Genomic DNA, 18,017 nt, shown 5'->3' with positions numbered 1-18,017 from the left:
ATGCTGCTCGTATTGCCTTAATCCAGCGCGTCTTCCTGCACTTCCAACACATGATAGGCTGTTGAACAGAACAGTGAATTCAGGCGCTTCATATCCCCTAACAGCCCCATATGCAGACTACTGGTTTCAATACTTTGCACATTTTGTTGGTGTAAACGTTCAACATGGGTGTGAGAATAACGGCGATTGAGCAAGCGGAAACGGTGCTTGGCACGGCGCAGACGTTTGGCGTTATTGATATCGCTCGATAGAAATACTGACATCCCCAGATCTAAATTTGCAATCAACCGGGTATGTAGGGTGTTCAGCTCTTCAAACCCTTCAGCGGAAAAAGGCTTACGTGCATTGAGTGATTTTGCGGCCACATCTGCGGTCATCCGGCCAATAATATCCCCTGCTTGCTGAAGGTTCATCGCCGTATCAATGATTTCTGCCCAGCGGCGAGAATCTATTTCACCTAACTCATCTTGTTGAATTTGCGCCAGATACAATTTTATCGCGCTATACAGCATGTCGACTTCATCTTCTAGCAAGCTTACTTCATGTTTTTGTTGTTTATTCCCCTCCAGCACTTCTTTAAAACGCAGTAGCATTTGTTCCAGCACATCCCCCATCCGTAGGGTTTCGCGCACCGTGTTGGCGAGGGCCAGTGATGGGGTATCGATGGCGGTAATATCAAGATAACGAGGGGCTGGAGGCTGTAGGCCGTTTGGGGCATCTTTGACTAATCGGGTACAGACTCGCGCCATTGCTTCAACAAACGGCAGCATCAGCAGGCAGCGCAGCAGGTTGTAGAAGACGTGGAAGTAGATAACCACTTCGGCGGCCGGTAATTTATGGCCAGCCAGCCATTGTGCCAGTGGATTGATCCACGGCACGACTAAAACACAGCCAATCACTTTAAACAGCAGACTGCCCAATACCACCTGACGCGAGATAGCGTTCTGCCCACGGCTACTGATTAACGCCAACATGCCGCTGCCAAGGTTCGAGCCAATAACAATGCACAGCGCGATGTTCAGCGGAACCAAGCCGGTTGCCGCCAGAGTTGCGGTCAGCAATACCGCCGCCAGGCTGGAATAGCTGATCATGGCAAACAGCGCCCCAATCAATAGCGCCAGAATGGTATCGCCGGTCAGTGAGGAGAAAATGGCCTGGACCGCAGTTGCCTGTGTGATAGGCCCTGCGGAGGTGACGATTAATTGCAGCGCTAAAATAATCAACCCAAGGCCAATTCCCACTCGACCCATTTGGCCGACTCGCGTTTTGCGCTGACCGAGGAAGACGATCACCCCGCTTAAAATTAACAGTGGCGATAGCCAGGAGAGGTCAAAGGTCAGTACTCGCGCCATCAGTGCGGTTCCGACATCAGCTCCTAACATAATCACCAATGCCGGTGATAATGAAATCAGCCCTTGTGATACAAAAGAGATAACCAGCAATGCAGTCGCATTACTGCTCTGTACCAGTGCAGTCACGCCAATCCCGGCAACAAATGCCGTCGGTTTTTTCTGGATACTGGCGCTTAACACTCGGCGCAGGTCAGCACCATAGACGCGCATAATACCGGTGCGAACTATATGTGTCCCCCAGACCAGCAGGGCGACGGAAGAGAGCAGATGGAGCAGTGTCAGCATAGTTAATCTCAGTTGTGGTGAGGCTTGCGGCCTTACACTGATGTCAGTCAGATCCTATTTAAGCTGGGGCTGCCCGACAGCAAAAAAGCCCCATGATGGATAGATATGATAGCTGATGCCTGCCTAACAGGTGTTCAGCCAGACTAATGATAACAACTCAGGGAGTGATAAAGGATATCCAGGAGTTTTTTATTATCAACAGTTTGCAGTATGGTGACCGGTTTTCCCTGCGGCGGCGGAATACCCACGTCCAAACGGAGCTTTTCTGGGCTGAAACGCCAGGTGCTACCGCGAGTTAGTGCACCTTCCAGTACGACATCAACATAGTCCTGGGTGATGGTCACTATACTCTTATCGATCAACCAAGCGACCACCAAGGCATCATGAACCCAGCAGCCAGGCAGGTTGCGGGTTTGTATCGAATAATCAATCCACGGCCGGATTGTTTCCACTAAATAGCGGCTAAGGGGGGAGTCAATTTGGGCAATGCGGTCCAAATCTTGATGGAGCAGTTGTGTCTGAGTGGTGACATCTAAAGGGGCCAGCGTGATATTGGCTCCGCTGGTTAGAACCACATGTGCCGCTTCGGGATCGATCCCAAAATTAGTGTCTTTAAGATAGCCATCGACATTAAATACGCCGCCCATGATGGCAATTTCGGCTACCGATGATGCCAATTGCGGATAAAGTTGCATTGCATGGGCGATATTGGTTAACGGGCCGATGGCAACTAAGGTGATTTCACCGGGATTGTTGCAGATTAACTCACCAATCGCATGAGCTGCCAACGGTGCACTGGTGTTGATAACTTGCGGTGTCGGGACGTGTTGCCAAAGTGCAGATAGCCCAAGCCTTGCGGCTCCGTTATCCAGTTTATCGCGCCACGGCGCAGCAGGCTCGACCAGCGCCCGTGAGGCCCCGCGCCGAATGGGGATGTCCAGCCTTAGGCGGGTCACCAGATCATGGGCAACAGAATATCCCACCTCGCTGGGCGTATTACCCGCCACGATAGTGATCAATTCCAACTCTATTTCCGGGGCTGCAATGGCAAGCGCCAATGCTAGGCCATCATCTATATTGGCGCCGGGCACGCCATTTCCTGGGTCACAATCAATAATCAAACGCATATTTTTATCTTTTTATATTGGGAAGTTAATCTTTTTACTGCTGCAACAGCCGCAGGATTCACCGATTTGCAGCGAAAAATCGAATTCGCGAATTATCGGCGTACCATCCCCGTTTTTTAGCATATCGATAGCGGTTTTCGCCATCGCATCTACCGGTTGTCGTACTGTTGTCAGGGAGGGCACGTTATATTCAGATTCAATGGTGCCGTTAAAACACACTAACGCCAGATCTTGCGGTGCGCTCAGATGGTGTTCTGCCATCGCCCGCAGACAGCCAAATGCCTGTAATTCATTGGTTGCAAACAGGGCTTGTGGCAATGGCCCTTTGAGCATCTGCTGCGCGGCCAGATAGCCACCGGGGCGAGTATAGGAGGTGGAGAATATCCACTCGTTATGTATGGCTAAATCTGCCAGTTGCAAGGCATCGCGCCAACCATTGACCCTATCCTGAGTATTAAGCATATCCAGCGGACCGCAAATAATGGCGATATCGCGATACCCGTGTTCAATCAAGTGTTGGGTTGCCTGGAAAGCGGCGGCACGCTCATCGACACGGATGGTATTGATTTTTAGAGCCGGATCGACTCTATCCAGCATGACAAACGGGGTGCCAGAAGCCTGAATGAGTTCAATATAAGGGTGTCGGTCAACACTGGTGTACAGCAAGCCATCCACCTGGCGATGCAGCAAATTGTTGATGAGTTCGAGTTCACGCTGACGAGAGTCACCCGCATCACCTAACAACAGCACTTGCCCACGGCTAAAAGCTTCACGTTGCAGGGCATGAGCCATTGAAGAAATGAATGGATTTGAGATGTCTGGCACTACCAGTCCATAGGTTTGGGTGGTGCCAGATGCTAACGCTCTGGCTATCCCATTAGGGCGATAACCGATTTTTTTGATGGCATCCAGTACACGTTTTTTGGTTGCCTGGGCTACCGGGCGCGGCCCATTATTGATGACATAACTCACTACTGCCACAGAAGTGCCAGCTTCTCGTGCAACATCAGAGCGCGTAATACGATGGGGCTGCTTTTTTAACAAGGTGACCTCAGATGCCTGAAATAGAGGCTATACATAGGGAAATTTCCAGTAAGATCTCACTTTACTGAGAATAACAGGCATTCACTTTACAAGACTTATTATACTTCAAGCTGGCGGAGCGTTGGCTACACCGCCCTCGCTGCTAAACCGTTTTATCACCCGATGAGGCGACATAAATACTGCTCAAACCGGCCATTGACCGGTTTGTTTCTGACTTACTGCAACTTGATTTATGTAGAGTATCAACCGGTGCTTTCGGTACTAAATCGCATCTTCCGGTAAGTTCAGGTCACGCCCACGCGTCTCTGGCGCGAAGAAGGTCGTAACAAACCCAATCGCTGCCATCCCTGCAAAGTATAGTGCGATAGGCCACCAGTGGCCGGTGAAGGTCAACATGGCGGATGCCATCAGCGGCGCAGTGCCTCCGGACAGTATTGAGCCTAGCTCTTTTGCCACGGCCATCTTGGTATAACGGTTAGTCACACCAAACAGTTCGACCCCCCAAGCTGCCTGTACCCCGAAGATGCCCAGTGATGCCAGACCCATACCAATAATGATAGTCCCCATCACAATAATTGGCTCGCGGGTTTCAAGTAACATAAAGGCCGGGAAGGCATAGATAATCAACAGCAGGCAGAACCAGCGATAAGTGATACGGCGACCAAAGCGGTCGGATAGATAACCGGATAATGGAATAATCAAGAAGCCAAGGCAGGAGGCAATGAATACCGCCATTGTAGGCACTGACTTATCCACCATCAGCACTTTGGCGACATAACCAATCATAAAGCCTTGTGCCAGATAAGAGGGGCCATTTTCGCCGATACGCAGACCAACCATGATCCAGAATGACTTACTGCGTTGCCAGAAGGTGCGGTTATCCACTTCGGCTACGTGTTCACGACCCAGTGCCAAAGCGTGTTGACGCTGCTGTTCCAGTACCCGTTTTTGCCGCTCAAATACCGGGCTTTCACGCATATGACGGCGAATAAACAGTGCAGCACCGGCGATTAAAATGCTGGAAAGGAACGGAATACGCCAGCCCCAGTCAAGTAGGCTCTGTTTGTCCATCTGCAATACCAGCAGCCAGACTAGCGCTGCCAGTAGTGTACCGCTGTTAGAGCCTAAGGCGATGATTGATGAAACCAGACCGCGCTTTTTAGCCGGAGCATACTCGCCCAGCATCACCGCACCGCCGGAGAGTTCAGCGCCAGCGCCCAATCCTTGCATAAAGCGTAAAAATACCAGACAGGCGGGAGCCCACAAGCCAATGGAGGCGTAACTTGGGATCAGGCCAATCAGGGTTGTTGATGCCCCCATCAGGGTGATGGTGGTTATCATGACAACTTTCCGGCCCTTGCGGTCACCTAGTCTGCCAAAAAATAGCGCACCAATGGGGCGAGCAATAAAACCGACAGAATAGGTCGCAAAGCTGGATAACAAGGCGATCGCAGGTGTTGCTTCAGGGAAGAATACATCACCAAATATAATGCCAGCGGCTAAACCATAGAGTGCAAAATCTGCATATTCCATAGCAGTACCCAGCCAACAAGAAAAGGTTGCGCGCCAAAAATCTTTACGACCTTCGGGCGTAGCCAGACGCTCTTCGGCAGCCATGCTCTCTGATGGAGCATTGTCTGTTTCAGCGCTATTCAGTGACGTCATTTAAAAGTTTCCCCTGGTGTTGAAGCATCATGTTCACGCATTAACCTCAGTGTGTTTATTACTCTCTCACTCAACAACCGGAGCAACCGGTGAAGAGGTGTTTGAGGCGTAAACATTAGCAAAGGTTAATGTTGGTCCTTTCTTTTAGTGTATCTACCCGCGTAGATAGGTCAATTTAATTATTTTATCTTTAGAGATTGTTCACAAAACTATCACAATTCTGTTGATGATTTATACGGGGTGTGCGAATGCCAACAACGGAGAGATAAATGGGATATTCTGATTGATATAAAACATGAATTTAAAGAAAAGCACTGACGGCCAGTTTGTACCGTGGTGCAGAAAGTAACTAAGGTTAACGATATGATTATACAGGATATCTTTTATTCTTTGTTATTAGCTTCCCTCTGTGTTGCTCTTCACTCAGTCGGAAGTGCCAGAATTTGGCGCGTTTATATCCACGCGTCTCATTCGGGGGTGGCGGTTCCAGCCAGATTATTTTGCGTGTTGTTGCTAATGCATTTTGCGGAAACGGTGCTTTTCTCGTTATTTTATGTCTATCGCGAAGCATTTACTTCTTACGAAGATGCACTGTATTTCTCACTTTCAAGCTATACCACTATCGGCTATGGCGATCTGTTATTGCCGCCGCAACTTAGGCTTGTGGGGGCTTTTGAGGGGTTAATTGGCACGTTGCTTTCAGGATGGTCAGTAGCGTTATTAGTCGCTTTTCTGCAAAAAAGGTTAAGTAAATAGTATCGTGATACGTCTGACGATTTAGTCAAACGCTGAAACTGGCACAATAGCAGAAACCCCAATATAATCTGTTCAGTCATTAACCAACACTATTTAAGGAGGCTCCTATGTTGACTCGTGAATTATTTCTTTATTCACTCGTCTTTAGTGATCGTGATTGCTCAAGCATTACCGGTATCGTGCTGCGATAACCTGCTTGAGCGAAGCTAACTAACAATCCGAGAACTTCCCTCCAGCTTACTGGTTATCGTCAGTCTTTTTGACGATCGGCATTTCTATGCCTGTAAAACTTGAGTAAGCCATGACCACATTACTTTCTGCACAATCTGTCTGTTACGACAATACTTTCGGCCCGCTGCTGGCTGACATCTCTTTCGGCCTGAAAAAAGGTGACCGCATTGGCCTGATAGGTCATAACGGCAGTGGCAAAAGCACGCTGCTAAAAATCCTCAGCGGCGATTTGTATGCCACCTCAGGCACTATCACTACCGCCAATCAATGTCTGATGGCACGGGTTGAGCAACATCTGCCCGTGGCACTGGCGGGTTACACCCTATTGGATGCGGTACTTCATCATTTGCCAAACAGCCTGTACCCCCCCGAACGCTGGCAAGCTGAGGTCTTGCTCGTTAGTCTGGGCTTTGATGAAGCGGCTTGGGAGTTAACCGCCGGTACTTTGAGCGGAGGGCAGCACACCCGGCTGCTATTGGCCCGGGCGCTGATTCGCCAACCTGATTTACTGCTGCTGGATGAACCCAGCAACCATTTAGATTTACCTACGTTGCTTTGGCTGGAGCAGTTTCTGCTGGAGTGGGCGGGCAGCTTTGTGCTGGTTTCACATGACCGCATCTTGATTGAACAAAGTTGTAATCGTTTTTGGTTAATCGATCAACAACGGCTGGAGGAGTGGCATGACCTGACGCCGGTTTACGCTATTTTGGCGGATAAGTCAGCACCAGAAACGCCCCCAAGTGCAGTATTGAGAGCAGCGCCGATAACGCTCGTAGAAAGCGAAGAGGAACGTCTGTTGGCGACTCTATTGGCGTTGGAAAGCAAGCTGGAAGGCGATCTGGCGCGTAAACCCAGGCATCAGAAGCCAGAGTTGCAGCGCCAGTGGCAACAGAAGATTACACAACTAAATACCCTGCTAGGGTTGGTGTAAGACGCAGGCTGCAAGGATGCGGCCTTCGTTCGTCTGGATGGTGCTATTGCTATACCAGCAGCCACAACCAAGAGTTGGCCGCTGGTATAAAATATGCTTACGCTTCGATCGGTGCACGCCAATCATCGGCACCAGAAGTACCGGCAGTTGTGTGCTCCCAGTTGATCTTACGGTATGCCAAAGAGACACGAACTAATTGTGTAAACTCAGCTTTTGTCGAATCCTGACAATGAGGCATTTTGCAGTCGATATCGATAATGGTGGCATCTTCTAATTTAGTTGTGAAGAAGTGTTCTTGCTTACCTTCAATTGAGGTGCGATACCATTTTAATTCAACTTCTGGCAACATTTCTCCAGATGCCAGGGCGTTATAAAGCAACGGAACGGCTTTATTATACGCAACGGTGAAACGTAATGGTTTATGCGCACGTTGACCTGAAGGCTGCCCAGATTGAGGATCAGTTGGCACAGTAACGATATGCTCAAACTCTTGAACTAGCATTTGGTCTTCATGACCTTGAACGAAGATATTTCCTACCGATTCGGCAGTGAAAGCACCAGCAGTAATATTGCCCTGAGTTTTACCTGTGATTGAGATATAAGCCGGAGTTGGCATCTTAATTATCCTTGATAGTTTGCTTCACATTGCTCAAACGCGAGTTACTTCGGCGGTCAATATTAATCAACCCAGAAGGTAACTCGCTCCATTACTTCACTTTCCAGCATTACTATAAGCAGGTCTCTGAGCGGTTCCAAGTTATCTTCGATATGTGATTTTTATTCTCCAACTAAAGTAGAAGAAAAAATTATAATATTTGCATAATTAGTGTTTTGTATTGTTATGATGTTTTGTTATGACAAATTTATTTAACAGTGACCGGGGGGTTAGTTGCTGATTTTTTTCATAACACATTGTTTTGTATTTAATAGTTATTTTTAACAAAATTATTTTCTTTGATCATATACAAAATGGTAACACCATCACAAGAATTGGGTCGACATCAAACTATACAGAAAAATTTATGGATTTTGCCATGAAGATAGTGGACGATATATTTATTGAAATTAGGGTAATAATCGATAGTTCCTATTTTCCTGTAAGATTTTTCTTATTTCAAGAGAGGTGAGTATCTTTTTGAATGACTCATTTTTTAACTTTAAGATACTTATTGTTACCATTTATTAGGGGCTGAAATTTGCAGTAAGCGTACTAATTTAACCCTACCAAAAATAGACGGCAGCGCTAAGTCTACTGACACCGATGATATCTAAATTTCATTTACGGTGAGTGTTTGTGATGTCCAAAATAAGGGCGTTGGCCAGCATCACTTATAGTAACTAAAAGGACGAATTATGAGTAAGAATAATCAAAGCAGTGTTGCGCCGAAGGAAAGGATTAATATCAAGTATGTCCCTAATACTGGCGATCAGGTTGCAGAAGTTGAATTGCCGCTTAATCTGCTGGTTATTGGTGATATTAAAGGCACTCGTGAAGATACCTCGATTGAAGAGCGACAAGTTATTTCGGTAAATAAAAATAACTTTAACTCAGTAATGAACGAGGCGAATATCAATTTGACTTTCAATGTTCCTAATCGTCTGGAAGGTGAAGACGATATGTCGGTCGCATTATCCATCAATTCATTGAATGATTTCTCACCAGACAATGTGGCAAAAGAAGTTCCAGAGCTTAGAAAAATTCTGGAATTGCGAGAAGCGCTGGTGGCATTGAAAGGGCCACTGGGGAATATCCCCGCTTTCCGCTCTCGTCTACAGGATTTGCTTGGCAATCAAGAGAAGCGTGAGCAGTTGCTAAAAGAGCTGGACATTCTTAATCAAAAGTAATTAGAGCGGGTAAGAGGGAGTTTTACGTATGTCGTTACACGAAGAAAATACTGTTTTAGCCACGGAACCTGCCAGCGCAACATTCTTGCTTGACGAAATTATGTCTCAAACGCGTATGACTCCGGGAAATGACGGCTATGACGTTGCTAAACAAGGTGTTGCCGCTTTTATTGCCAGTATTCTGGATACTGGAACTAACGCTGAGCCGATTAACAAACTGTTAGTCGACAAAATGATTATTGAACTCGACAAAAAGTTGAGTGCTCAGATGGACGAAATTCTACATGCCCGTGAGTTCCGCGAGATCGAATCATCATGGCGCTCATTGAAATTGCTAGTTGATCGTACCGATTTCCGTGAAAATATCAAAATCAATATTATGCACGCAACGAAAGAAGAGTTGCTGGAAGACTTTGAGTTTTCGCCTGAAATTATTCAGTCTGGATTCTATAAACACGTTTACTCCTCGGGATACGGCCAATTTGGTGGGGAACCAACCGCGGCTATTATTGGCAACTACGCGTTCAATAACAGCTCGCCTGACATGAAGTTATTGCAATATGTGAGTGCGGTTGGCGCAATGGCTCATGCGCCATTCTTATCCAGCGTTGCCCCTGATTTCTTTGGTATCAACAGTTTTACTGAATTACCCGCCATTAAAGATCTTAAATCTGTATTTGAAGGGCCAGCCCATACTAAATGGCGTGCTCTGAGAGAATCTGAAGACTCACGTTATCTTGGTTTGACGACACCTCGCTTCTTGCTACGGCTGCCTTACTCCACCGTTGAGAACCCAATCAAGAACTTCAACTACTACGAAGATGTGAGCCGCGATCACGAGCATTTCCTGTGGGGCAATACCGCATTTCTGCTCGCATCTAGCTTGACTGACAGTTTTGCCAAGTACCGTTGGTGCCCGAATATCATCGGCCCTCAAAGCGGTGGTGCGGTTCATGATCTCCCGGTTCATCTCTATGAAGCGATGGGGCAGATCCAGGCGAAGATCCCAACAGAAGTGCTTATCACCGATCGTCGTGAATTCGAACTGGCGGAAGAGGGCTTCATCACCCTGACCATGCGTAAAGGCAGCGATAACGCCGCGTTCTTTTCTGCCAACTCGGTACAAAAACCGAAGGTATTCCCGAATACTCGCGAAGGGAAAATGGCAGAAACCAACTACAAGTTGGGTACACAACTGCCCTATATGTTCATCATTAACCGCCTTGCGCATTACATCAAAGTTCTTCAGCGCGAGCAGATTGGCTCATGGAAAGAGCGTCAGGATCTTGAGCGTGAACTCAATATTTGGCTGAAACAATACATCGCCGATCAGGAGAATCCACCGACCGATGTTCGTAGCCGCCGCCCGCTGCGTTCAGCTCAAATCCAGGTGTTAGATGTTGAAGGTGATCCAGGCTGGTACCAGGTTGCGATGCAGGTACGCCCGCATTTCAAATACATGGGTGCAAGTTTTGAGCTGTCACTGGTTGGTCGTTTGGATAAGGAATAACAGTCATGGCTGCGCTTCTTAATTGGTCTAGAGGGAGTTCTGCCAGCTTGTTTAACCGCATCCAGGGGAAGGGTTTTAGCCCTTCCCCTCGTAGCCGTGTTCAGGACTTATTGCATTCAATCAAACAGAATTTGAATGAAGTCCTTAATTCTCGTCCTGGTGCTTGCCAGAGTGCCGTAGAGCTTGGGGTTATTGACCTTAATGATGCTACGGCCGCTTCGTCCGATTTCCGCAAAAGTATTGAACAAGCCATCAAGCATTGTATTGAGAATTACGAGCCAAGAATCTCTGCCGTCACTGTTCAATCCTTAATAAATAGCGGCGATCCGCTGTTATTGAGTTTCCATATTAGTGCGCGGGTCAATTTTGACGACATGGCTGATGTCGTTGAATTCAATATTCAGTTAGACACTAACCGTCGTTACTGTTTTAACCAGGAAGCATAATGTCGTTCGAAAAGTACTTCAGGGACGAGCTGGATTACCTCCGGCAATTAGGGCGCGATGCCGCTGTTGAACGGCCTCATCTCGCCATGTTTCTCTCTGAGCAAGGTTCTGATCCGGATGTTGAACGCTTACTGGAAGGTTTTGCTTTTCTAACGGGTAACTTGCGAGAGAAGATTGATGATCAGTTCCCTGAATTAACTCACGGTTTATTGAACATGCTGTGGCCTAATTATTTGCGGCCAATCCCTAGCATGACCATCATAGAATATACACCTGATGAAAGTGTGATTACTGAGGCAACCCTGATTAAACGGGGTTGTCAGGTGATGAGTACGCCTATTGTACAAAACGGCGGGCACAGTTCATTTACGAACAATAATACCCAGGCAGGGCCACAGTGTATTTTTACGCTGTGTCGTGATGTTTGGCTGTTCCCAATGTCCATTCGGGATATTTCAGCAAACAGCAGCAACGAGCAGGGAATTTTAAGTATTCAGTTCGCCTCGAAAGCGGAATTGAATCTACAAGACTTGCGTCTGGATAAATTGCGTTTTTATTTGGGCGAAGACGATTACACCAGTACACAACTCTATTTCTGGATTAATCACTATTTCGAGCGCGCCGAATTGGTTGTCAATGGGATAACCATACCGATGCCCGATTTCGACTTTAAACCGGTGGGTTTTGAGCGTGATGATGCCTTATTGCCGTACCCGAAAAACGCTTATATGGGTTACCGCATTTTGCAGGAGTATTTTTGCTTCCCTGAAGGCTTCCTGTTTTTTGATGTTGAGGGTTTTGTTGATTTTCCGCCCCATTTAAATGCCAACGCATTCACATTGAATTTGTACTTTTCTCTGCCATTGCCGCCGGAAGTGAAAGTCCGTTCGACCACGCTTAGGCTGAATTGCTCTCCAGCCATAAATCTGTTCCAGCATGACAGTGAAGCGATTGATCTGGACGGCACGCAAACGGAATATCCACTCAGCGCCAGTTACCATCATCCGGATCACTACGACATCTTTTCAGTTGATCGGGTTGATAGTTGGCTTAATGAAAAAGGCACCACTCAGGGGCGATCGCGTGGGCAGGCCCGTGTTTATACCTCTTTTGAGAGTTTTCATCATCAGATTGAACATGCGCAAGAGCGCACCGCACTTTATTACCGTTTACGCGTGAAAAACTCATTGTTTCGTAAGGGATTTGAGCACTATATTTCTTTTGTTCGTAGTGACGAATCGAAGCTAGCTCTGGCTGAAGAGAATGTCTCTGTTAGCCTGACATGTACCAACCGTGAACTGCCACTGTTACTTCGTGTCGGCGATATTAATCAGCCAACGAAGGAAAGCCCTTCATTTGCGACTTTTCGCAATATCACCCGGCCTTCAGTCCCGTTGTATCCGGTGATGGATGGCAGTTTACATTGGTCGTTACTTTCCAATATGTCTTTGAATTACATGTCTTTACTCGATAAAGATGCGTTAAAACAAATTCTGCATACCTATGATTTCCCAAGCCTACACAATCGGCAATCAGCCCGTGCGTCACAAAAAAGGCTAGATGCTATCCAGCGTATTGAAACGCAACCTATCGACAGACTGTTTCGCGGATTACCCGTCAGAGGGTTGCAAACCACACTTTGGCTAGAGCAACGAGCATTTAGCTCTGAAGGTGAGCTTTATCTCTTCAGTACGGTATTGGCTCATTTCTTTTCACTCTATGCCAGCGTAAATGCGTTTCACCTTTTGAAAGTCGTCAATCTTGATAATCAGGAATGTTACGAATGGCCGGTACAAACAGGTCAACATGCATTGATGTAGATGTTGTTGAAGCAGCACCAGAAGGGCAGGTGCTGGATGTGTCACGTTATAACTTTTATCAATTGGTCGAGCTGCTCAACCAATTGGCGGTAGCGTGGCAAAATTCCGCCAGCACAGCGATGCCAGCGAATGAAGCTATCCGCTTTAAATCAACGGCTAGCCTGGCATTTCCTACCCGAGATGTAATTGCGCTGGATACCTCTGCCCGTGGCCAGTTTGAGCTGGAAGTTTCCTTTCTCGGTTTGCATGGCAGCCAATCGCCGCTACCAGGGTATTACCTCGATTCGTTAGCCTGGGAAGATGCACAGAACGAAAATCGGCTGACAGATTTCCTCAACGTATTCAATCACCGCTTACTCACACTGCTGCACCAGATTTGGCGCAAATACCGTTACTACATCTGTTTTGACAATGGGGGCGGCGATGCTTTTTCGCAGCGGATGTTTTCGCTGGTGGGGTTGGGCTGTGAGGTGGTTCGCAACAAATTGCAAATTAACCACAGCAAGATGTTGGCTTATGCCGGGCTGTTGGCCAGCCCCGGCAGAGCACCGGAAGTCATTTGCAGCCTGGTTTCACACTGTTTCAACTTGCCAGATATCACATTACACAGTTGGCAACTGCGCAAGGTTGATATCGCGCCTTCGCAGCAGAATCGGTTGGGCACAAAAGTGAAAGTGCGTGGCAAAAAATATGATGAGAAATCGGTGCTGGGTGTCAATTTTTCGATTGGTTCTCGTGTGGCGGATCGCAGTGGGAAGTTCTTGTTATGCATAAATAAACTGAGCCGAGAACAGTTTCTCTCTTTTTTGCCCAACGGAGCCAATTATGCGCCGTTAGTGATGTTTGTTGCCTTCATTATGCGCGATCAGTTCGCATGGGATTTACGCCTTGGATTGGCGGAAAAACAGGTCGGCGGAATGGTTTTGGGCGTTAAGCAGAATACCCTGTTGGGTTGGACCAGTTTCCTTGGGCACCCGGAACAAAAACCCCACGTCACCATCAGCGTTATGGAATGACAACCAGTCTTCAGGAATAGATATCATGGATAAAAAACAACCAACGCTGTCATTGCGGATAGTGAACAGCGATAAATTGGAAAGTGGTAAACAAGCCAGCAGCCTGTTTCACACCCAAGGGGGGATTGTGGGGAGTGATGCCGGCCATCATTGGTCGATTCAGGATCAAAGCGGCAATATCAACCCCTCACAGTTTACCGTTGAATGGCGTGACGGTTCTTTTTGCCTGCGGATGTTGAGCGGCTCCCTGCATATTAATCAGTCGGTACTGACACCCGCTTCAGGGTTTGTTCGCCTACAGCAGGGGGATGAAATGACGTTAGGGAGTCTGGTTATCAAGAGCCATATCAGCCGTTCTGCCGCTGATATGCTTGATCCGCTGATGGTATCGCCGGAATCATTGGTATCAAGTTATAGCAACCCGATGGATGCCATGATGGCCGAGGGTATCAAGGCGGCACCGCACAACCCTCAAGACAGCCGATTAGCGCCCACTGTCGCCAATAACTTCAGCCATGACCCATTGCGGGTACTGGAAACCGAAAGCCTAACCACACAAGGCCACGCCACCGCGGTATCTGATGCTGATCACTCGTTGCAGCAAGACCGATATCGTAACCCGCTTTTCGCTTCCCCACTTTCTGATAACACCAAGGACAGTGCCATGGATCAGGCATTTATCGATCTGCCACAAATCAGCACTTTTCTTAACGGCAAGCAAGATGAACCCGACGGAAAAATGGATCAACAGCATGTCGCCATCACCCCACTGATGCGCGGTTTTGGTGCTCAACTCCCGATTCGAAATAGTCAGGAAGCTAATGATTTTCTGGAAGAGGCCGGAAAAACCCTCAAGGCGGCCATCGAAGGTCTGCTTGCGTTACAGCACAGCCAAAATGGGTTGCGCGATAAACACTTACGGCCAATTGAAGATAACCCATTGCGCCTGAATATGGATTACGACACCACCCTCAGCTTGATGTTTGCTGATCAAAAAAGCCCGGTACATCTTTCAGCTCCTGCTGCGGTGGCGGAAAGTCTGGATAACCTGCGTTTACATCATCAGGCCAATCAACAGGCGATCGCACAGGCACTTAACACCATGTTGGAAGCCTTTTCTCCTGAGCGCCTATTGACCCGCTTTACGCATTATCTGCGCAGTAATGAACGCCAGGAAAGGGATTCAGCCTGGGCTTGGGAGATGTACAAAAACTACTACAACGAGCTCGCGTCCAGCCGTCAGCAAGGCTTTGAAAAGTTATTTGGTGAAGTGTACGAACAAGCCTATGACCGGGCATTGCGTCAAGGCATGAAGGATAGCGAGTAATGCGCAACGCCAGAGGTTGTCTCCTGACATGTTCATTGTGCGTGATGTTCCTGCTATCAGGGTGCGGTGGTGCTTGGGAAGCCACTAAAAAGGTCGGCAAAGTGGTGATGGACCCCGATATTCCGGTTGGGCAGGCATCCTCTCAACCCTCAACCGTCCGGCTGACACTGTTGGCTGAACCGGATATCAACCCTAATGAGAAAGGGGAAGCGACACCGACGGAGATTGTGGTGCTGTACCTCAGTGAGAACTCCAAGCTGCTGGCGGCTGATTATGATCAACTCAGTAGCGAAACCTTGGAGAAAACCTTAGGTAAGAACTACATCGACCACCAGGAATATACCTTATTGCCTGCGCAATTTAAGCCGCTGGAGCCAATCAAGCTGGAAGAGAAAAACAGCTATTTGGGGGTTGTTGCGCGCTACGCCGATGCCAATCGCAGTGAATGGAAGAAGATCATTAAGGTGAAAGGAATCGGTCATAACTATAACGTTTTGGTCCATGTCAGAGCGAACGATATCGAGCTAAGGAAAGAGGAAGAGTAACCATGCCAACCAAGAATCGGGTGATTTGGCGCGAAGGATTGTTTATCAAGCCACAGCACTTTCAACAGCAGCAGCGACATAACGATTACTTGCTACAACGGCGGGTAGTTGCCCTAGAGGGTTATAGCTACGGTTTCAGTTCGCTCATCCTCAATCAGGAATTATTAAAACTGGGGCGCATCGGGTTATCTGCCGCCAGCGGCGTTATGGCCGATGGCACCGTATTCGACATTCCTTATCAAGACCATTTACCCAAGCCATTGGATGTCCTGAATTGTAATGATGCGGCAAGTCGCGACATTTATCTGGCGCTGCCAATGCTCAATGATGCCATTAATGAGGTTGCAGGGCAGCAAGGGCAGATGCCAGGTGCGATTCGTTATCGTGAATACAGTGAAGATATTCGAGATTTGCATACCGAGGGTGGCGATGTCAGCCAGCTAATATTGGCGCAGTTAGCACCACGTTTGATGCAAGGCTCAGAAGATCTCAGTGCTTACTCCGTGTTGCCTTTGTGCCGCGTCAAAGAGAAAAGACCCGACAGTTCGTTGATTCTGGATGAAGAGTTCATCCCTACCTGTACTACGCTCAGTGTATCAAACCAGTTGAAAACCTTTATGGACGAAGTGGAAGGCACCTTGGTTGAACGTGCTCAACTGCTGGCAAAACGGATTGGATCACCGGGGCAGCAAGGTATTGCCGATGTCGCTGAATTTATGATGTTACAGGTCTTCAACCGTGCGCAGCCATTATTTACCCATTTAGCACATCAGGCGGTGATGCATCCGCAAGACTTTTACCGTCAACTGGTACAAACCTGCGGCGAATTACGCACTTTTACCGATGAGTCGCGTTTGGCCGGGGTATTTCCAGTTTATAACCACGACAACTTAACCGACAGTTTCCAGCCGCTGTTTCTGGCGATGCGTCAGGCATTGAGTACCGTGCTGACACCGCGAGCCATCTCCATTCAGCTACATATGCAGGCGCATGGCATCCGCGTGGCGACCATTAATGATCGCGACTTGCTGCGCAGCGCTGATTTTGTATTGGCAGTACGCGCCCAAATACCTCAAGAGCAGTTACGTCGGCAGTTTGTTCAGCAAACAAAAATCACCTCACTCGAAAAAATACGCGATCTGGTCAGTGTACAACTGCCCGGAGTACCGTTGGTGGCACTGTCTGCTGCGCCACGGCAACTCCCTTACCATTCAGGATACACCTACTTCATGCTGGACTTGCAAAGTCCGGCATGGAAAGAAATCCAGCAAAGCAATGCCATTGCCTTCCACGTTTCGGGTGATTTCCCTGATCTGGACATGCAATTCTGGGCCATCAGGAGTAGCTAATGAAAATGGATGTTGCGAGCGACAGCACCGCATTCCCCGCACAGGAAACCGTTACCTCCTATCGGCAGTATCAGTTGCCACTGCGTGGCGAAAGCCTAAACACGATGATAGACGCCGCCACGCCGTTGCTTGGCATGGTCTTGCGGCTCAAAGATATGGAAAACCAATCTTTACCAGAGCAACTCTATCAGCAGGTGGTGACGGATATCCGTGCCATTGAACAATACCTGCAAACCAAAGGTTATGAACCGGGAGCCATCATCTCTTTCCGCTATGTGCTGTGTACATTCATCGATGAAACCGCATTAGGACATGGCTGGAACACACAGAACGGTTGGTTACAGCAATCGCTGCTGGTGCATTTTCATAATGAAACCTGGGGTGGCGAGAAAGTGTACGTCTTGCTGGAACGTTTGATGGGAGAACCCAAACGTTATCAGGATTTGTTGGAGTTTATCTATCTCTGTTTTTGTTTGGGCTACCGTGGCCGCTACAAAGTGACATCACAAAACAGTGATGATTTTGAGCGACTGTTTCGCCGACTGTATCACCAGTTGCATCAGTTACGTGGTGATGCGCCGCCGACGGTGCTGTTTCAGCAGGGGAGCCGCCTAAGTAGTCGTTATCACCTCAATAAGCGTTTGACCATTAAACATCTGCTATGGGGTGGCGTGGGGTTGCTGGTGGTGATTTATCTGTTTTATGCCGTCCATCTGCACAACCAGACTCAGGATATTTTGCAACAGCTAAACAATTTATTGAGCTAGG

The 18,017-nt window shown here is 47.9% G+C and carries 15 protein-coding genes and 1 pseudogene; 11 read left to right on the top strand and 5 right to left on the bottom strand.

The features are described 5' to 3' along the window. Positions 1 to 17: 17 nt before the first annotated feature. The 4 genes from AT01_RS09280 to AT01_RS09265 form a co-directional block, all read right to left on the bottom strand. A complete protein-coding gene (locus AT01_RS09280; RefSeq protein ID WP_042546939.1) occupies positions 18 to 1,637 on the bottom strand; it encodes a Na/Pi cotransporter family protein in 1,620 nt (539 codons plus the stop codon). Positions 1,638 to 1,780: 143 nt separating this feature from the next. Then, complete coding sequence (locus AT01_RS09275; RefSeq protein ID WP_042546938.1) at positions 1,781 to 2,764, bottom strand: nucleoside hydrolase; 984 nt, start codon at positions 2,762 to 2,764, stop codon at positions 1,781 to 1,783. Positions 2,765 to 2,776: 12 nt separating this feature from the next. Further along, on the bottom strand, positions 2,777 to 3,745 hold the full coding sequence (locus tag AT01_RS09270; protein ID WP_042548574.1) for a LacI family DNA-binding transcriptional regulator: 969 nt from the start codon (positions 3,743 to 3,745) through the stop codon (positions 2,777 to 2,779). 324 nt (positions 3,746 to 4,069) lie between these two features. Further along, positions 4,070 to 5,473, bottom strand: coding sequence for an MFS transporter (locus AT01_RS09265; protein ID WP_042546937.1), 1,404 nt, complete (start codon positions 5,471 to 5,473; stop codon positions 4,070 to 4,072). 363 nt (positions 5,474 to 5,836) lie between these two features. On the opposite strand from AT01_RS09265, the gene AT01_RS21710 reads away from it, so the two are divergent. Then, positions 5,837 to 6,229, top strand: a complete 393-nt coding sequence (locus AT01_RS21710; protein WP_042546936.1) for a potassium channel family protein — start codon at positions 5,837 to 5,839, stop codon at positions 6,227 to 6,229. 301 nt (positions 6,230 to 6,530) lie between these two features. Next, positions 6,531 to 7,133: pseudogene (locus AT01_RS09255) on the top strand (ATP-binding cassette domain-containing protein); the annotation flags it as partial. Positions 7,134 to 7,488: 355 nt separating this feature from the next. Here AT01_RS09255 and AT01_RS09250 read toward each other — a convergent pair. Then, the gene (locus AT01_RS09250) at positions 7,489 to 8,007 is read right to left on the bottom strand and encodes an Hcp family type VI secretion system effector (protein ID WP_004704544.1); all 519 of its coding nucleotides are present in this window, start codon (positions 8,005 to 8,007) and stop codon (positions 7,489 to 7,491) included. A 737-nt stretch (positions 8,008 to 8,744) separates the two neighbouring features. Between AT01_RS09250 and tssB the strand changes: the two genes are divergently transcribed. The 9 genes from tssB to icmH are packed head-to-tail and all read left to right on the top strand — an operon-like array spanning position 8,745 to position 18,016. Then, positions 8,745 to 9,236, top strand: a complete 492-nt coding sequence (gene tssB / locus AT01_RS09245) for a type VI secretion system contractile sheath small subunit (protein ID WP_004704543.1) — start codon at positions 8,745 to 8,747, stop codon at positions 9,234 to 9,236. 28 nt (positions 9,237 to 9,264) lie between these two features. Beyond that, positions 9,265 to 10,746 carry a type VI secretion system contractile sheath large subunit gene (gene tssC / locus AT01_RS09240; RefSeq protein WP_004704542.1) on the top strand — a complete coding sequence of 494 codons (1,482 nt, stop codon included), beginning with the start codon at positions 9,265 to 9,267 and terminating at the stop codon, positions 10,744 to 10,746. A gap of 5 nt (positions 10,747 to 10,751) precedes the next feature. Beyond that, on the top strand, positions 10,752 to 11,192 hold the full coding sequence (gene tssE / locus AT01_RS09235) for a type VI secretion system baseplate subunit TssE (RefSeq protein WP_042546934.1): 441 nt from the start codon (positions 10,752 to 10,754) through the stop codon (positions 11,190 to 11,192). Then, positions 11,192 to 13,012, top strand: a complete 1,821-nt coding sequence (tssF, locus tag AT01_RS09230; protein WP_042546933.1) for a type VI secretion system baseplate subunit TssF — start codon at positions 11,192 to 11,194, stop codon at positions 13,010 to 13,012. Before tssE ends, tssF begins: the two co-directional genes overlap by 1 nt. Next, the gene (tssG, locus tag AT01_RS09225; RefSeq protein ID WP_042546932.1) at positions 12,976 to 14,028 is read left to right on the top strand and encodes a type VI secretion system baseplate subunit TssG; all 1,053 of its coding nucleotides are present in this window, start codon (positions 12,976 to 12,978) and stop codon (positions 14,026 to 14,028) included. The genes tssF and tssG overlap by 37 nt, the downstream gene beginning before the upstream one ends. Before the next feature lie 25 nt (positions 14,029 to 14,053). After that, on the top strand, positions 14,054 to 15,355 hold the full coding sequence (gene tagH, locus AT01_RS09220; RefSeq protein ID WP_042546931.1) for a type VI secretion system-associated FHA domain protein TagH: 1,302 nt from the start codon (positions 14,054 to 14,056) through the stop codon (positions 15,353 to 15,355). Beyond that, positions 15,355 to 15,900: a type VI secretion system lipoprotein TssJ gene (tssJ, locus tag AT01_RS09215; RefSeq protein ID WP_042546930.1), complete on the top strand. Its 546-nt coding sequence runs from the start codon at positions 15,355 to 15,357 to the stop codon at positions 15,898 to 15,900. The genes tagH and tssJ overlap by 1 nt, the downstream gene beginning before the upstream one ends. A gap of 2 nt (positions 15,901 to 15,902) precedes the next feature. Then, entirely contained in the window at positions 15,903 to 17,249 is a 1,347-nt protein-coding gene (gene tssK / locus AT01_RS09210; RefSeq protein WP_042546929.1) for a type VI secretion system baseplate subunit TssK, read from the top strand. A gap of 5 nt (positions 17,250 to 17,254) precedes the next feature. Then, complete coding sequence (gene icmH / locus AT01_RS09205; protein WP_391592615.1) at positions 17,255 to 18,016, top strand: type IVB secretion system protein IcmH/DotU; 762 nt, start codon at positions 17,255 to 17,257, stop codon at positions 18,014 to 18,016. The last annotated feature ends 1 nt before the right edge of the window (position 18,017 follow it).

The organism is Yersinia aldovae 670-83, assembly GCF_000834395.1.
Taxonomy (GTDB): domain Bacteria; phylum Pseudomonadota; class Gammaproteobacteria; order Enterobacterales; family Enterobacteriaceae; genus Yersinia; species Yersinia aldovae.
This window is presented reverse-complemented; position numbering and strand designations above follow the sequence as displayed.

Excerpts from the sequence above, each read along its gene's own strand:
- AT01_RS09280 (WP_042546939.1), bottom strand. The coding sequence starts at position 1,637 with ATGCTGACACTGCTCCATCTGCTCTCTTCCGTCGCCCTGCTGGTCTGG.
- tssF (WP_042546933.1), top strand. The coding sequence starts at position 11,192 with ATGTCGTTCGAAAAGTACTTCAGGGACGAGCTGGATTACCTCCGGCAA.
- tssB (WP_004704543.1), top strand. The coding sequence starts at position 8,745 with ATGAGTAAGAATAATCAAAGCAGTGTTGCGCCGAAGGAAAGGATTAAT.
- AT01_RS09250 (WP_004704544.1), bottom strand. The coding sequence starts at position 8,007 with ATGCCAACTCCGGCTTATATCTCAATCACAGGTAAAACTCAGGGCAAT.
- icmH (WP_391592615.1), top strand. The coding sequence starts at position 17,255 with ATGGATGTTGCGAGCGACAGCACCGCATTCCCCGCACAGGAAACCGTT.
- AT01_RS09275 (WP_042546938.1), bottom strand. The coding sequence starts at position 2,764 with ATGCGTTTGATTATTGATTGTGACCCAGGAAATGGCGTGCCCGGCGCC.
- AT01_RS09265 (WP_042546937.1), bottom strand. The coding sequence starts at position 5,473 with ATGACGTCACTGAATAGCGCTGAAACAGACAATGCTCCATCAGAGAGC.
- tagH (WP_042546931.1), top strand. The coding sequence starts at position 14,054 with ATGGATAAAAAACAACCAACGCTGTCATTGCGGATAGTGAACAGCGAT.
- tssG (WP_042546932.1), top strand. The coding sequence starts at position 12,976 with ATGGCCGGTACAAACAGGTCAACATGCATTGATGTAGATGTTGTTGAA.
- tssK (WP_042546929.1), top strand. The coding sequence starts at position 15,903 with ATGCCAACCAAGAATCGGGTGATTTGGCGCGAAGGATTGTTTATCAAG.
- tssJ (WP_042546930.1), top strand. The coding sequence starts at position 15,355 with ATGCGCAACGCCAGAGGTTGTCTCCTGACATGTTCATTGTGCGTGATG.
- AT01_RS21710 (WP_042546936.1), top strand. The coding sequence starts at position 5,837 with ATGATTATACAGGATATCTTTTATTCTTTGTTATTAGCTTCCCTCTGT.
- tssE (WP_042546934.1), top strand. The coding sequence starts at position 10,752 with ATGGCTGCGCTTCTTAATTGGTCTAGAGGGAGTTCTGCCAGCTTGTTT.
- tssC (WP_004704542.1), top strand. The coding sequence starts at position 9,265 with ATGTCGTTACACGAAGAAAATACTGTTTTAGCCACGGAACCTGCCAGC.